General features: G+C 33.8%; 15 protein-coding genes. 4 read left to right on the plus strand and 11 right to left on the minus strand.

The genetic code is table 11. From position 1 onward, the window contains the following. Position 1 precedes the first annotated feature (1 nt). Positions 2 to 220, minus strand: coding sequence for a hypothetical protein (locus CXF71_RS18720; RefSeq protein ID WP_101234456.1), 219 nt, complete (start codon positions 218 to 220; stop codon positions 2 to 4). Between the two features lie 629 nt (positions 221 to 849). Between CXF71_RS18720 and CXF71_RS18725 the strand changes: the two genes are divergently transcribed. From CXF71_RS18725 to CXF71_RS18750, 4 genes are all read left to right on the plus strand, one after another. Beyond that, on the plus strand, positions 850 to 1,071 hold the full coding sequence (locus tag CXF71_RS18725) for a hypothetical protein (protein WP_101234457.1): 222 nt from the start codon (positions 850 to 852) through the stop codon (positions 1,069 to 1,071). Between the two features lie 328 nt (positions 1,072 to 1,399). Next, positions 1,400 to 1,678, plus strand: a complete 279-nt coding sequence (locus CXF71_RS18735; RefSeq protein WP_101234459.1) for a hypothetical protein — start codon at positions 1,400 to 1,402, stop codon at positions 1,676 to 1,678. A 329-nt stretch (positions 1,679 to 2,007) separates the two neighbouring features. Continuing rightward, the gene (locus CXF71_RS18740) at positions 2,008 to 2,583 is read left to right on the plus strand and encodes a hypothetical protein (protein WP_101234460.1); all 576 of its coding nucleotides are present in this window, start codon (positions 2,008 to 2,010) and stop codon (positions 2,581 to 2,583) included. A 310-nt stretch (positions 2,584 to 2,893) separates the two neighbouring features. Continuing rightward, positions 2,894 to 3,976 carry a hypothetical protein gene (locus tag CXF71_RS18750; protein ID WP_101234462.1) on the plus strand — a complete coding sequence of 361 codons (1,083 nt, stop codon included), beginning with the start codon at positions 2,894 to 2,896 and terminating at the stop codon, positions 3,974 to 3,976. Between the two features lie 667 nt (positions 3,977 to 4,643). On the opposite strand, the gene CXF71_RS18760 is transcribed toward CXF71_RS18750, so the two are convergent. From CXF71_RS18760 to CXF71_RS18805, 10 genes are all read right to left on the minus strand, one after another. Then, positions 4,644 to 5,423, minus strand: a complete 780-nt coding sequence (locus CXF71_RS18760; RefSeq protein WP_101234464.1) for a DUF2786 domain-containing protein — start codon at positions 5,421 to 5,423, stop codon at positions 4,644 to 4,646. Between the two features lie 161 nt (positions 5,424 to 5,584). Further along, complete coding sequence (locus CXF71_RS18765) at positions 5,585 to 5,773, minus strand: superinfection immunity protein (RefSeq protein WP_101234465.1); 189 nt, start codon at positions 5,771 to 5,773, stop codon at positions 5,585 to 5,587. Positions 5,774 to 5,857: 84 nt separating this feature from the next. Beyond that, positions 5,858 to 6,688 carry a tetratricopeptide repeat protein gene (locus CXF71_RS18770; RefSeq protein ID WP_198559917.1) on the minus strand — a complete coding sequence of 277 codons (831 nt, stop codon included), beginning with the start codon at positions 6,686 to 6,688 and terminating at the stop codon, positions 5,858 to 5,860. Between the two features lie 382 nt (positions 6,689 to 7,070). Beyond that, positions 7,071 to 7,910: a DUF7195 family protein gene (locus CXF71_RS21570; protein ID WP_198559918.1), complete on the minus strand. Its 840-nt coding sequence runs from the start codon at positions 7,908 to 7,910 to the stop codon at positions 7,071 to 7,073. A gap of 233 nt (positions 7,911 to 8,143) precedes the next feature. Further along, positions 8,144 to 11,710, minus strand: a complete 3,567-nt coding sequence (locus CXF71_RS18780; RefSeq protein ID WP_101234467.1) for an ATP-binding protein — start codon at positions 11,708 to 11,710, stop codon at positions 8,144 to 8,146. Positions 11,711 to 11,964: 254 nt separating this feature from the next. Beyond that, entirely contained in the window at positions 11,965 to 12,648 is a 684-nt protein-coding gene (locus CXF71_RS18785) for a GIY-YIG nuclease family protein (protein WP_101234468.1), read from the minus strand. Further along, positions 12,648 to 13,196: a hypothetical protein gene (locus CXF71_RS18790; RefSeq protein WP_101234469.1), complete on the minus strand. Its 549-nt coding sequence runs from the start codon at positions 13,194 to 13,196 to the stop codon at positions 12,648 to 12,650. The genes CXF71_RS18785 and CXF71_RS18790 overlap by 1 nt, the downstream gene beginning before the upstream one ends. A gap of 431 nt (positions 13,197 to 13,627) precedes the next feature. Then, positions 13,628 to 14,215 carry a hypothetical protein gene (locus CXF71_RS18795; protein WP_101234470.1) on the minus strand — a complete coding sequence of 196 codons (588 nt, stop codon included), beginning with the start codon at positions 14,213 to 14,215 and terminating at the stop codon, positions 13,628 to 13,630. After that, positions 14,212 to 14,898: a hypothetical protein gene (locus CXF71_RS18800; protein WP_101234471.1), complete on the minus strand. Its 687-nt coding sequence runs from the start codon at positions 14,896 to 14,898 to the stop codon at positions 14,212 to 14,214. Before CXF71_RS18800 ends, CXF71_RS18795 begins: the two co-directional genes overlap by 4 nt. 332 nt (positions 14,899 to 15,230) lie before the next feature. After that, entirely contained in the window at positions 15,231 to 16,505 is a 1,275-nt protein-coding gene (locus CXF71_RS18805; protein ID WP_101234472.1) for a tyrosine-type recombinase/integrase, read from the minus strand. Positions 16,506 to 16,581 lie beyond the last annotated feature (76 nt).

The raw sequence follows: 16,581 nt of genomic DNA on the forward strand, positions 1-16,581 counted from the left end.
ATTATTGAGCCTTTTTAAAGTTATCATCTAAAAAAGACTTCAATTGTGCTGCCAGTACTCTAGCTTCAATACGTAAATTTATAACTATTTCTAGGTTTGCTTTATTAGCATTAATTTCTTTATCTAACAGGTTCTTAATTTCTTGAAGTCTTCTTTCTTTATCTTGCCAGTCTTTCACGTCTGTTATTTCATTAACTTTATCTATTTCATCATTAACCATATATTACCTCTAAAAAACAACTTCATATATCTGGATCGGGAACATCATATTTTATATGGAATAACAAGGCTAATAGTTTATGTACCTTTTTAGTGGTCGATTAATTTTGGTCACGGATTTTTATTAAAGATAGTTAGCAAATGTTATTTAAATACATTACATCCTCTATATCTCTAGTTTAGGCAAGTTTAATTTGGCTTTTAAATAATACGGCAGAGCATATTCAGAAATTAACTTCCTCTAAATTTCCATTAAACCACGTCACTATCTGTTGCTTAGTTGCGCGCTTACTTTTATTCCAAACAAGTAACTTAATTTTGCTATCTACAGTATTGCGCTGATGAAGCAACCATTGAAAACAAATAGTTATCACGGTACGTCAGCCGGAATAAATCATACCCCCATGCCTAAGTTATTAACTTTAAAACCAATCAGCTATCTGTTGATTGGTTTGTCTGCCTTAACCTGAAATAAACAGAGTTCTGCAAATTCTCCCCCCAACCTCTATAAATATTGATATGTAAAAATTGGACCAATATATTTTTAGCCCTTTCCCATTTTTGACTAAGTCTCTAGGTGATAGAAAATAGATACCAATTAACAGGTTATTAAATTTTCAGGAGAAAACCATGACAACTAAATTATTACCAACAGGATATGTTATCTCAAAAGTACTTCAACGAGTAACAAATCAAACGGGATACTGTTTTGAAATGATCAACTGTTGTTTTTATGATTTTGCCATCTTCAATTTAAGGCACAAAGAAGTGGTTTCATTCGATGAAGTAGAAAGACTTTGGGAAGAAAATGCAGCCCCAAACTTACATGTGTATCTATATGATGCTGCCTAAATTGGTCCAATATACAGTTCAGTTTTCTCTTTTTGACGAAAGAATTAGCTGAGAGACAATAGGCAACTTATTAACAATTAACTTTAATTTACTAAGCATATAAATGACTAGATATATAGACGACCAAAAAATAAGACAGCTTATAGAAAATTTTAAGACACAAGAAAACTCTGAATATTTAATTTTGTGCTTAAGCTCCAGATTAATTGAACTGTGTATTCAATATGACCTGACCACCTCAGAAGAAGAACAAATATTTATACGAGATATTTATGCAACAAAAGATATCCGTTTTGAAGACTTAAACAAAACTCATTAGGAGATAATTATGCCATTAATTTTAGCGCTAAAAGATAAAGAAAAGTTATTTATAAATGCTCAAACATTACAAGTTCACTTGGAGGGAGAAGGTGTTGAGCTAACAGATTTAGAGAATGGTTCAATGACTACTTGTAAATTAAACAATATTAAAGAAGTAACCAATGGTGTTTGTTTGAAGTTAGCTCGTATATCTAAAGGTTATGCTGAGTTCGTTTTCTTTACCAGCTTCAATAATAAGATTTACCGAGAAAGCTACCTAAATAAGGTGGGAGTAAACTCAATTTAAGAGCCTATAAATGTTCAAAAGCAATAATTACAGCGTTTTTGACAGCATAAAACGACATGTTACAAAGACACTGGTTTTACTATTTTTTTAGGGGGCAGCTTTGAAAGATAAAGAATTAGATATAGAAGAAATAGTAGAGTATTTCCATCAACAACTTGAGGAGTGCCACATGAGTCCAAAACAACTTTATGGCTTATCGTGCATGCTACTCCGAGAAGTTGCGAGTACCAAAAGTCATTTTTATTCATTAGCTCATTTTCATAAATTTGAATCTGAGTACAACAGAAAATTATAAGTTATTAATAAATTAAATCATAAAGGGAAAAAACATGAAAACATCTTTAATGCTATGTGTTGTTATCGTTGGCTTTATTTCAAGTGGCTGTAGCTCTTCTGTCGAAGAACAAGTACATGAATTTAAGGTAAATCAACAAAAAGAAAAACAAGAGGAAGCTGAAAAAACAGTTGATAACATTCCTGACTGGTTTTTAGAGGAGGAACCAAGTGCAACGACACTACTGAGTGGAAAAGGAACTATAAGAAGAGGCAGCCCTGTATCAGCTTTGCAAGATGCTAAAACCCTAGCTTTGTATGATTTAGCACAAAAGCTAAAAAATAATGTTTCTGGCATATCCAAACTTTATCAAAATAATTTGGATGTAAAGAATAGCTCTAGCTCACAGTTAGCGATTGAAGCGATCGTTAAACAAACAGACGTTACTGGTTATGTTATCCATAAAAAAGAATTGATTGCTGAAAATGGTAGTTACCGGGCATTTATTTGGCTTGTTTGGGATGTTGAGAATGCGGTTAATCAATACCAACAGAATTTACAAAACTCTAAAGGGGCTAAGCAAAGTGCAAATGAGTTATTTGAAGAGCTTAATAACAAGTCTAGTAATTAAGTTATTTCTTGTTTCTTCGTTGTGCTTAGCAGGCGAACCTAAATGTGCTGACAACTATGAGTACTTAAATTCTTTACTAGATAAAAGCCAAGAAAAAAGTACTCAAGTTGCAGGCACAAGTAAATTGTTGATTGCTAAACAATCTGAAAGTCTACATAGAATTCAGGTCATTGAAGGTCAACAGTTATCGCCCCTGGAACTAAAGAAAATTAGCCTGCTAGAGCTGAACTGCAAGAAACAGCTTTCAGATAAAATAAAAGATAAGTAAGGCCATATAATTACCTTACTGAATAATTAAGGAATTGAGATATTGAATATTAAATGTGTAATCGCCGCTTTACTTATTTTACAAGTAAGCTTTAAAGCATTTTCTGCAACACCTTTTACAATTGAGTCGTTCATGCAGAAAGGCATTACGGAAACGGAATTAGTAAATCAAATGAAGCATAACTTTAAGTTAGAAGTGCTCGGAACAAGTAAAGAATTATTATTGAGAACCACTGAGTACTCAAACAAGGGGGTTTCGACCGAAGTTATCAAGCGTTTTGCTTTGGCCTCAATCCAATTTAATAATGTGGCTGTCAATTATAAAGTTGAAATTGACAAGTTAAAGCTGATTCTTTCCGGTGATTTTGAGATGTCTACCAACGATTATGATAACTATGCTGATGCTTATTTTAAAAACAAAATGCTGGCTAATAGAATAGAAGCTATTGCACATAAAGTTAAAATCCTAGAAAAGCAATTGGCAACAGGTACAAATAAAGGTCAGGCACATGAATTAATAAGGTTGCAGAATGACATATGGAAAACCAGCAGCAAACTTAATGTTTCCGTTAAACAGTTAGCTTTTGAGGATGTAAGTATTCTTTTGCGTATTGCTAAAAATGAACATATTGAATTGAAAAGAAACTTATCAGATGCCTTTTTATTTGCAAAAAGCTCCTTTGGGGTAGAACACAAAGATCTTGATGTATCAATACACCAAAGTGGTGAACATATGTGGAGTGCAAAGGTAGACATAACCATGGATTGGGAAAAGTTAATATCTACTTTGCCATCAAGTATAAAAGTACATACATGTGAAATATATGGTAATGAATATTACATGCTAGAGAAACCTTTAAATGGTTGGAATGAGTCCGTTAACTCTGTATTAAGCAAAAATAAAGTATTAACAATTGACTTGAACGGTACTGTTAAAGAGCTTGTTTATGGTATGGGAAATCATTGCGGGAGCTTTTTTGAGGGAGGTAGTCGTTTTACGCTCTTAAAAAAGGCAACATTTGAATTTCATATTTGGGCTAGGGAGGGTGCTGATATTGTACAAAGATTCGAAGGCATTCATTTAAATGAACACAATTCTCAGTCATCAAAGTTAATTGGTTATTAAAAGTAATTGTATTTTAAAGTCACCACTATTTAAATTAATTAGAGATGAAACCATGACAGATAGAGAAGTTGATAACTTGATGATTTGTGCAATATTATACACTTGTATGCCTTTATTTATATTAGCTTTTTCCCCCTTAGACCTATTAGGAGTCAAGCTATTAATCCTTAATGTGGTCAACCTTACTATTTCTTATTACTTCTACCAAAGATGGTATTCAAAACCTCTAAAGAGCAATTCGTTAAATATTTTAGCGTTATATGTATTTTCTTTTTCACTAAGCTTTTTGCTGATACCAATGTCCCATAAAAAGTACTGGAAAAGCCTTGGAATAAAAAAATAAGTTACTAAAGTCATTCTTTCATGGAAGGTAAAAGTGATAAAGAATGGACTAAATATATATAGTGAATTAGATGAGTACAGCAACTCAGATGGAAAATATCTACTACCAGTGCCACCAAATTGCATTTTAGTTTGCCACCATAAGCTCTTTAAACCAACATAAAGCCTAGGTCAAAAAAGGATCACTTTGATACGTTAGCCCTGACTTATCTACCGACAAGTGATCCGACAAAGCAGTCCTTAACTCTTTATAATTTAATGGCAAAAAACATTCTGCCCTACATACCAATAAAATTGCTTATTTTCATTTTACAAATATCTTTACTTAAGAATCAAACACCTGATTAAAAAGGTCAAGATTTGGCTCTTTCTCCTTATTTTCATTCAATCCTTTCCCTAGCATTATCTGGTCACTGTCCAAGTAACCTCGATAATATTCAGAACTAGTGGGTATAGATATCTTTTTACAAGTCCCTAATTCACCGTGTTTTTCCTCATACCATTTAGCTGCTATTTCAAACCTAGCATTAACTGGTATTAGTTGGTTACCTCCTATATAATCCTTTCCTTCTTTACGCTTTCGCTCTCTATCCATAGTACGGAATCTATCTGCTAATCCATCAACTAATCCAAATTGATAATCTTCAATATTCCCCTTAGAAAACGCTTCACCTGAAAGATACCTACCTTCTTTATAAACATCAGTCATTTTCCTTATGATACTCATCGCAGCTAAGAAAGTTTCCACTGCTATATCAATGGAATACTGCTCTCCTGTAAAGTCGATATCTAAATTGAAATAATCATCGCTTTCTTTTGGATCCCCAAATGCAGTAAAAACTTCTGTTGAAGCGCATATGGCATTAATAAGTGACCTTTCTATTATTTGCTGAATAGGTAGTATTTTTGTGATCATGTTCATTTTTTCTTTTTCAACATCTTCAAGCTTCACAATTAACCCATACTTTTTCATTAACTTATTTGCTTGTAATAATGCAACCTGGGCTTCATGTTCACTGCTATTATCTCCTGTACCTTTCGCTAAACATGCTCTTATTTTGCTTTTAATACGATCAATTTTTTGCTCTGAGGTTCTTTCTTTCATAGATTAGTCCTTTCAAATAAAAACACTCATACGAATGCTTCTATTTAGAAATTTTATTATTTGCCGTTATTTTTCTTAGCCCTGAAACAAATACTAGGCTTAGTAGAGTTGAGGATTTGAAATACACCAGGGTATTAAAATGACATTAAACGTATTTACTTTTAATCAATATCATTTGTGAAAGCCCAGATAAGGGCACCAACCCAACCAAAAAGCATCCAACCTAAAAACAAGTTCAGAATAAGTATTGCTTTAGCATTCCTATGATTTCTCTTTGAAGCGATAATTGCAGGAGTTAGATATATTAATAAAGCAATAATACCTAGAAAAATAAACAATATGACTTCCATCACAACTCCTTAATAACTATTGAATGAACATAAAGTATGGAAAAAATAGCAGTGTAAATGTAATGCTCTATCACTCTAGAATATTCAAATGGCATCAGCGGCTCCTTGTTCAGCAGCTTTTTTGTACCAATAGATGGCTTCTGCTGTATCTTCAAAACCGCCATTAACATCATCATATATAAGTGCTAAATTAAATTGGGCTTGAACATCCCCTTGTTCGGCAGCTTTTTTGTACCAACAGATTGCTTCTGACATATCTGCAAAATCACCATTAACATCATCATATATAAGCGCTAAATTAAATTGGGCATCAACATCCCCTTGTTCAGCAGATTTTTTGTACCAATGGATTGCTTCTGATGTATCTGCAAAATCACCATTAACATCATCATATATAAGCGCTAAATTAAATTGGGCATCAGCATCCCCTTGTCCAGCCGCTTTTTTGTACCAATAGATTGCTTCTGATGTATCTTCAAAACTGCCATTAGCATCATCATATATATGAGCTAAGTTAAATTGCGCTTGGACAAGTCCATTCAGAGCTGGACCTTTATAAAGCTCTATTGCTTTCTCGTAGTTTTGCTCAGTACCTAAACCATCATGGTGCATTAGTGCTAAATGGTATTTAGCTTTAATAGAGTTCTGTTCTGCTGTTTTAGTATTCCAAAATAAAGCTTCTTTATAATTTTGGGTTGTTTTGTCTCCATTCAAATACATCAATTCAAGTTCGTACTGTGATTCTTCGCCCCCATTTTCAGCAGCAGTTATTGCTTGATCAAATGAAGACTGTGCAAAGCAAGCAGGCATAAATAACAAAGTAATAAATAACCATTTAACAGAAGTCATAGACCAGTTAAATGTTCTGTTTAAATTGGGGGAAATCCATTGGTTGGAATTTTGTTTGTAGCTCATATTTATATCTCCTGAATGTTTATTAGAAAGCAGATTTTCTGCCTTCATTTATATAAACGGATATAAAATGTTGGAATTAACATTTAAATTAAATTATTTTTAAAAACAATTTAATTAACTAATTTAACCTTAGGATCGTATGGTTAAATTAGATGTATTATAAGGGGGGGGTTGATTTATAAGGTGGGAATTTTTAGCGTCAACTAACATTACTGGTGAAAACCCTTGTTTTTTCAGACTTTTCATACCAACTAACCGGATGTTGATTTTTTAGATTTGCACCAATTTGTAAAACCACTAAAATTCTCTCTTTTTTTAATCGTCTTTTAAGTTGATGTCTAATTGAAAAATACACATAAGCTCGGTTTATTGTTGAGTAGTATTAATTATCCGCCCCTTTAATAGACCACCCAGCAGCATACAAAATACTTTTATCATAAGTAGAGTCTAATGATGTGTTTTTATCGATAATTACCTCATAAGCTCTAACTCTACTAATCTTAACGTTACTTTCAAGACCTAATCCTATCTTTTTTAGGCCAGATGATGTTTCAAGAATATCATCTATTGAATTGGCTGGTAGGTTAGTTATTCTTTGTACTTTTTGTGTTTTTGTAATCTTAGTTTTTTTCTTGGCTTTTGCTTTATTCCTTTTGTCGGTAAACCTTGCGATTGCCTTTGGGTAATTAATAGAGCGTAAGAAGTTTATTAACGAAGTTTCATTTAAAAAGTTATTACTTATAGCGCTAACATGAAAACCTTTTAGCTTCTTTTTTTCAATGGGACTCAACTTTAAATGAAGTTTTTGTAGATCAAGGTGAATCTTACAAATTCCATTTTCAACAATTATTAATTTGATAATGTTATTAATTATTTTATCTCCAATTCCGACATATACTTCTTCTAGTTCCTTTGTCTTTTTTTCTGATTTTTCTTGCTCTAATTCCTTTACCCTTTGCTCTTGTTTTTTAGCACCTTGATCTAAAGAGGAATCAAAAGATTGTTGCTCAATACCTTTAATCTGGCAGAACTCTTCCATCATCAAGTGTATAGCTGTGGGGAAAGGTATTTCCACCTCCTCATTTGATTTTTCAGAGTGTTTCTCTTGAAGGTAGTCCCGAATGGCTCTAAGCATATTACTACCTGAAGCACTCATAGGTGTTTTCCTAACGACTACAGGGCTATCAATTCGTAATATTTTTGTATTTTGTTGGTAGATCATAATTCTATCTCCTGAATGTTTATTTAAAGACAGATTTCAGTCTTCATTTAAATAAACGGAGATAAGCCGTTAGAATTAACATTTAATTAAAGTTATTTTAAAAACAATTTAATTTACTAACTTAACCTTAGAAGTTTATCTGCGATTAAACGTGATGGTTGAGCTATAAGATAGTGGTCAAGAATAGCAATTATTGAAATTTATCTAAGGCTTCTGGAGAGAATACATAGCCATTAGCTTTTTGATAGTTTTTTACCTTTTTCATCATAATAAAGGGCCTCGGTTTGATTCCCTGACTGATCATTTTTTAGCAATGCTTTAAGCTTTTTATTAGGATAATAATGACTTATTGATTTTAATCGGTTGTATTCATCATAATCATAAGAAGATTTCCAAACACCACCTTTATTTGCAACAGGTTCTCCATTTACTCCAAAATACGCACGTCCGCTATTAAGATCAACTTCATCGTAATAAAACTCTAGTTTGTGATAATAATCATCAAAAAGAGCAGGTTTCCCTGCAGCAGTATAAGCTGCTTGTTCGATAATGAACCCTAAATAATTATACTTATATTTAACATATGCGTGATTACCACTTTCGCTTAAGAAGAGATCTGATTTCCCAGGAATCCTTTGCTCAATTAAATTTCCACTTGAATCATACTTAAACTTTATTACGAGGTAATTGTCTCTTATCGATTGCTCATGTTCTGAGCCGTTAGTAATTTTTTTGATATGGCCTGATTCGTCATAAAAAAACATGATGGTATCAATGTTTTTCCAACTATTAATGGTGTTATTTTTAGATTTAATATCATGGATGTATTGCTCCAATTGGCTTGCTCGGCCATTTTTGTCATATTTAATAACCATCCGGGCATAACCATTAGTGTTTTTTATTGGCGACCCTTTTACACCATATGTAGACCTTTGAATATTATTGCCTAAACTATCATACTCAAAAACAGTGCGAGCTGGCTTGTCGTCATTTCCAATTAATTCTCCAAGTATATTAGTCTGTATAGTTTCCGTGTTATTACCCCATTTATCATATTTTCTAATTTCAATATAAGAGTCGCTTTCAAAGATATTAACCTTTTTTATATTAAAACCTTTTTCGTCTTGTTCATATTTTATAACAGCAGGTACGGAAGATTTTAATGGTTGATTATTTATGGCTAAAAATGACTGAGTGGATACTTTTCCTCTTTCGGTGTAAGTATACTCCTCTCCAAACCAAGCACGTTCTGGAACTTCAACCCTCTTACCAAAAGCATTTAAATAGTATTTTTTACTAATAAATCCTTCTTTGTTATAAAAATATTTATATTGGGATATACCAGAAATTTCTAATTTAAGTTTTGTGTCAGCTTTAAAATTCTGTAATTTATCTAGCATATTAAAAATATTTTCATAACCATAACTTTTACCTATGAATACATTTGACTGGTTTTTCTCAAATAGGTATTTATCAATTCTCTTGAGTTTTCTTGTATCAGTTTTTATATATACAGATAATAATTTACCATCGGCAGTATATTTATACTCCCACAGGGCTGCATTGTCCTTTTCCTTGTTTTTTATCAATATTCCAAGACTATTTTGATAGCTTAGTTTTTTTAACACGCCTCCTTGATAATCAAGTCGGTAGTATTTCCCTAAGTGTTCTTTTCTCTCTTCGTTTAACTCATAAATACCAAATGGTACGCTCCACTTTTCACCGATATTAGCGAAGTAATAGCTCTTAACTCGATTGTGATCCCAATAATAAATAGAACCGATCAATATAGGTAACACAAGAAAAGTAAAGGAAAAGCTAAAACGAACATTGGTTTTATGCCGTCTAGATAACTTGAGATATTTTGCTAAACGGTTATCACTAATAATGCCATTTTTAAAATAACGCCAGCCTTCTTTGAGTATCCGGTTATCCTTAATGAGGTAATTATTTTTTTGTCCCGTACACCAACGTATAAACTGACCATCAACACTGTAGCGCCACTCTAAATAATCATTATTTTTTGCAACCCATTGCTTCAGTTCGTTCCAGTTAGCAAACAAACTATCATGTACTAATTTAATTGTTGTGTGGTCACCGTTATTGTTCGTACTAACAATTAAATTTGCATCAATAAATTGCTGAGCCAGTTTAAAAACTTGAGCAGCGTCTGCCTCTAATTTATTAATATCAACATGTTTAGCATATGGTAAAAATTCACCATTTAAACCAACGAAAGTATCAAAAAATTGAGCCGTTAATTTTTCAGAGGCTTGATTGTCTTTTAATACTTGAGTTGCTCTATAAGCAATGGCACCAGTAAGTCCACCTAACTCTTTATAATGTTGGTACTGTAATTCCGTTGCATTAGGGTTTTCTAACGTAGCTTTGAGGTAAAGCTGCTCTAATAGAAACTCTACCATAGGAAGTGCATAAGGAGTTTTATATGCCTCATCCATGATGACTTTATCTAAGTCACCACCCTCGCCATCATGCTCAAAAGTAATCCCAGAAAATGCTGATTGTTCATGAATAATTGCTTGCCAATCATCTAGTTCAAGCTGTGATGCCACATTAGATATAACGGGTGAACTAAGTGCCTGATTATCTAACAAACGACCTAGGTACTCATTACGGATTGCCAACACTATATCTAGCGGCTTCAATTGGTTTGCTAGGTCGTTTAAAGCTTTTAATGTAATAACAATACTTTCGTCTGCTTGGCTGAAAACCTCTTCAAACTGATCAAAATAAATTAAGCATGGAGGTGTATTATCGTCAACAAGAGCGCTAATTTTCTCAATGGCTTTAGTGGGAGAGTTCGTAATGGTTAATATTAACTCTGCAATCGACAGCCCTTTTATCTCTAATTGCCAAGCTTTGTTTAACTCTTCTAAAAGAAAGCCGAGTAACCCAATATTTTCCGATACTTTTGATGGTGTCGTATAAGCCCAATTAAATTGATTACTAACTCGCTCTAGTTTAGGTATTAACCCTGCTTTAATTAATGATGATTTTCCCGTACCACTTGCACCACTGACAATTAGCAAACCTTGATTTTGTTTTAAATCTTCATACAAACGATTAACGTCTTTGCTTCTGCCAAAAAAGCGAATACTGTCTTCATAATCAAAACTACTTAAGCCTTTAAATGGTGCCCAACGACCAAGAGGATCTCCATCGTAATTGTCACCTAATAGCTCACCAATTAAATTTTGTAGCCGAGTTTCTGTTACTAAACTCCCACCTAAGTCAGCAATTTTTTTACGTTGTTCTTGTGTTATCTCATTATCGTTTTGTATTGGATAACATATAGAAAATTGGGTAAATTGGTCTTGATTTTCTTCTACATAAACACAAACAGAATCAATCTTCTCGCATATATGGCTTATTGGCAGTACATGCCCTGATGTTAATATTTCGCCTGTGGCAAAGATTGGGAAAGCGAACTTACCTGGTTTTTTTAATACTACTCGCCACCAGCTTTCAAAAAGAGCGAGTGCATAGCCTAAACCACTGCTAGAACTTCCTTGGCTGAAATTGAAACTATCATCATGTTGTGTTGTTAAATTAATACCAGCACGAAAACGCTGGCGCTGGTCCAATTTATTTAATGAAACATAAGCGGCAATAGCACTACTATTTAAATAGCGTTGCTGATCTTGAAAAGATTGTGGAGTTAATTTTCGTTTAAGCGTTAAATTTAACTGCGCTTTAACTGACGGGTCACCAAATTGACTTTCTTGTGGGCGAACATTAGTTTGCAAGACTGTTGTTGTATTGGTGAGTATGTAAATCATTAGTTTAAAATTTTAACCGTCAATTTGTATATCATTATCTACATTACCATGAGCTGACTTTTCTCTAGTGGTTTTAATTACTCACTATCTTTTATCTCTAGGACTAAACAAGTCAATTTTGCTAAGCAGGATAAAAATTATAGCGCTATTGTATCAACGCTATAAAGATTTAATGCCGCCATTTAACAAAGTAGATCATTCAATTACATGTTAGATAAAACCTAGCCAACAATGCACTCAAATTTAGATGTTTTTTAATTAATATTAACAGATACAAAAACATCATGCTTTTTACCAACTAACTGGTTGCCGCTAGCATGCCAACTCACTAAAACCTTAACGTGCGAGCCAACTGGGTGCCCTTTGCGCGCTGCTCTTGAGCAATTTATTTTATAGCCAGCGGGGAAGTTCCCATCTTTACCTGTTGAAACTAAGCTCGTAGGACTAGTCCTTCCATGCTCAATACGAGCAATACAAACATCACGATCTGCATCATCTTTAGCAAGCCCCCACTCAACATCACGGCTTTCATCCCTAAATAGCATTACCGTATCTTGCCATTGACTGAGCGGCTTAAACATTTCAGTAGCATCACTATAACCCCAGTGACCTGTTGCATTAAGTTCGCTTTTATATTTGCAAATAGCTATGTTTTCAAATTTTCTGATCTCATTAGCGCAATTACTAACAGCTAAAATGTAATGCTCCGTTGCAAGCCATTCGTTTTGTACATTTCTTAATGCCACTTTAAAGGGGGTGCTATATTCACTATGCGTTGTATTGCGGGATGCATCATAGTGAGTATTCCAGCGGTAAACGGGATCTTTAGTTTTCCCTATGTATACTTGTCCATTAATCTTATGAGCATAAATAACAAAAAGGGCGGCCTTTACTTGGTTTGCTGTTAAGCCATTACATAATCTAAAAGTTGTTTGCATTATTTTACCCTCATCATTTCAAGATGTTGCTTTTTGGCCTTTGGTGTATGCACTTTTTTCAAGGTGAGATTTTGGTTATTTATCATCACCAAGCTGCCCAAATATTCAGCAATAAAATCATAATAATCTGGGTAAGTGTAATCATGCTCCCTTACGTTACCAGCTAAGGTGTTAAGGGTAATTTTAGCCTCACCCTTTTTGATGATTTTAATTCGAGAAATTATGCCAACAGTCCACTTATTAGGCACATCTTTTGTGCTTATAACAGGGGGCGAATCATCAGGGTAAAAACATTGATGTTTATTCCAAGGCGCACCCAGCTCATCAAGCCAAACGCTGCCCCCGTTATGCCTGACAAAATAAATTTCACTTTGGCAATACTGGCAAGTAGTAGGCGAACATACATCATCATGTTTGTATTCCTGTACGGTGCTGTTATATGTTCTAGGTTGGAAAGCGTAGCTTTCAGTTAATGAGCCACCGCCTAAATGACCTTCACCACCAAATCCGCAAGTACAACCAGCACTATGATTATGAGAATTACACATATTTACTTCCTTAATATTTTTCAATAGTTTCAGTGCTCTTTTTGAGTTAAAACTTATAGTTAGTTAATTTCTTTATGTTCTGTATAGGTAAACAACCTACATTGATAAGAATTAACAAATTAATTTAAAAACATTAGAAACAGCCATTAAGATATTGTAATCAAGGTGCTTTTTACGCGTTTATTTAAAGAATCTTATAAAGCAAGGTGATTTTTTGACTAAGGGAGGTTTAGTGATGTTTAGATCTGTTGATTTATAAAGATAAGGAAATTAATGTTTGGGAGTATTTTTTCAGGTGTTGATTGGCTTTATGTAATTCGAGTATACAAAATCACATAAAGCCAACAGGTGAAATAGATAGGGGTGGGGACGAAAGTTAATGAATATAAGAGCAAACATTATCCTTCCATCTATGGTGTTTATTTACAATTTTAATTGTCGTTCATAAGAATATTTATACTAATTTTACCTTTGATCCCTTTCATGTTTGCACTATTACTCAAATAGCCACTTCCTTCAGCAGACGTGCCTTCTTCATCAACATATATAGTGGCAGTTAATAGATCTTCACCGTCATTTAGAATAGAAATATCTAATGACTTACCAAGATATGATGATAATGAACTCTTCATTTGAGTGCTGTTATCTGTATTGGGAGTAAGATATAAGTCAACTTCATTATCTGAGCCTATCACACGCCTTACATCTAATATAAAGCCAGCGCCACCAAAGTTAATAGGTTGAGAAAACCATTCGGCTAATGAGGTTCCTGATGCTGCGAGCAATACCGTTTCAGCAAATTCGTATAGTTTTTCTTTCTTTTGTCTCTTAAAGGGAATGATATTTTCTGTAGATTGTTCAGCAGATGAGCCTACTTTCGCAATAAGTATATCAAGTTCATCTTGCAATGATTTAGGTACACCTTCAGCTAATTCTTTTTCTACCTCATTAACCATATCGTTAAAAACATCGTTTTCATGCATTAATAAAATCTGCTTAGTTAAATCTATCTTTTTCATGTCCTTGCCTCTGAATGATCTATTAGTTCTCGTAAAAACTGGATTTGCTCATGCGGATTAGTTACGACAACACCATGGGGTTGGGTACACAAAGATACTTTATCAATAAATCGTTTCAATTCTTGCGTTGGATTGCTAGAACTGTAGCCAATATGAACAGCTAATTTATTTAATGGTAAATCATATTCATTAAAGCTCCAAAAAGCCGCCTCGAAAAATTCTCGTCTATCAAAATTAGATATATTAAGAAGTAATTTATCAAAACAACGTTTTATCCATTGATATGCTTCTTTTACAAAAATATATTGTTCTGGGCTTTCAACTTGTGAAAGTGCTATTTCACTTTCACAAGTATCTTCAATTTGATTGTTTTGAATGTTTTCATACTTATTACCTGAAGATTCACTTTCTGCTTTAGTTAATCTTCGATTAAAGCCCAAAACTTTCAGCTGATCCAAATAACAAGAATGGACAGCTTGACTTATATAACTAGTTATCATTTTTCGCTCATCTTCAGATTCAAACTTATTTTCATCAAAAAAGTTCTGCTTAAATAACTTAAGGAATACCTCTTGAACAATATCATCAACAAAACCTTTGTGGTCTGGAGATTTTATTTTCCAAGACGTTATTTTCTTGATTAACAACAAGTACTCCGCTAACTCCTTATTGTTCGCTCTCATGAAGTTACTATCCTTATTCATTTAATTAATACAGATGAAATATCAGTATATGGCATTAAAGAGTTCATTCAAATTAAATGAGTTGTACAATTCTTAACATAGAGGGTAAGTGCTTTATAACCTGCCCTTTTATCAGATAACTTCGCCAGAGCGATTGAAGCCTATAACCATGTAACCTATGACTTTACTAGCATCACCTAACCAAACGCGGCCAAAACTAGGGGATGGATAAGTTTTTCATTCGTTTAATTACCTAAGTTTTCGTGTTCATATAGTAAAACTAGCTATTGATGTGAAAGTTAACATTTAATTAAAACAAGACGAATCATTACTTAGTCAGTTATTAATTCATCCATGTGATCAGCCCATTTCTGAAGCCATATTTTGCATCTACTTTCATATTTATGAAGATCATAGGTACCCTCAATTCCTGAGCGTGCATGCCCTAAAACGGCTTCACCAACCTCATTAGGACAATCCAACCGAGATAAACCCGTTCGCACTGTACGCCTTAAATCATGGGGAACCCAGTGGTCGATATCGAGCATTTTATCATCTCTACGCATTAACCAAGCTTGCTCTGTTATAGCTTTTTGTTGGATAGGTAACTTTGTCTTGAACGACGGAAAAAGGTACTTCCCCGTTTCTAACTTTAACTGTCGAAGAAAATCCATCGCTTGCTTAGATAATTGAACATAACGTTCAACATCAGTTTTTGTCGCTTTGAGGTGCCATGTTGCCTTATTTAAATCGATATCATCCCATTCTGCACTTGATACTTCGCCTGTACGGCAACCTGTCCATAGAGTAAACCGAAGAATTCGTTTTTGGGTTTGAGTAAAAGCTGAGCTTGGTAACCAGTTTAATAATTTTGCCAACTCATTGTCAGATAATACTCGCTGTCCTTTTTTAGATGTTAAGCGAATTTTTGCTTGTCGAAGGCTATTTTTCGCTAATAATGCAGGGTTAGCAAATTCATCAGGAAATTTCTCAATCCCTATAGAGTATTCATAAGCCGCTGTAAATTCTCTCAGCACGTTACCAGCTTGGACATTTGAGCCTCGTTCAACTATTCCCATAATCATATTAACGATATTTTTTCGGGTAACGTCCTCAGCATATCGATCACCTAACTCTTTTACCGCATCACAGTATAGTGTTCTTCTAGTTTCGGATTGTCCCTTCTTCTTTCTTGCACCAGCTATGACCTTGCCGTTAACTGTACGATCTTCGATATACTGAGATAAATAAAGTTCTATAACATCGGCTACTGTCATTCTTGATGACAGCTTTTCCTCAATTATAGCTTTATCCTTTTTAGCTTTTTTTTGTTCACTAGCGGGGCAACGGCCATCAGTACGAATAACTTTTAACTCTTGCAACTTCACTCTAGCTTCGGCTAGCGATGTTGAAGGAAAACGACCTATTTTAATCTGGCACAGCTTATTTGTAATTGGGCTTTTATATCGATAGAAAAAAGACTTCGTACCAGACTTATTACATGACACACGCAAGCCTTCATTCTCTTCAATATCAGAAAGATATTTGTCTTCAGGCTTCATTGCTTTAATTGTCGCTGCGTTTAAAGGTTTTCGTTCTTTTAGCATTTAATTACGTCCTTATTCATTGCAGGTATAGCACTAACTTTTTAATATCAGTATGATTGCATTTATAACTTAGAAT

This window comes from Colwellia sp. 12G3 (assembly GCF_002836775.1).
In the GTDB taxonomy this organism is placed as follows: Bacteria; Pseudomonadota; Gammaproteobacteria; order Enterobacterales; family Alteromonadaceae; genus Colwellia.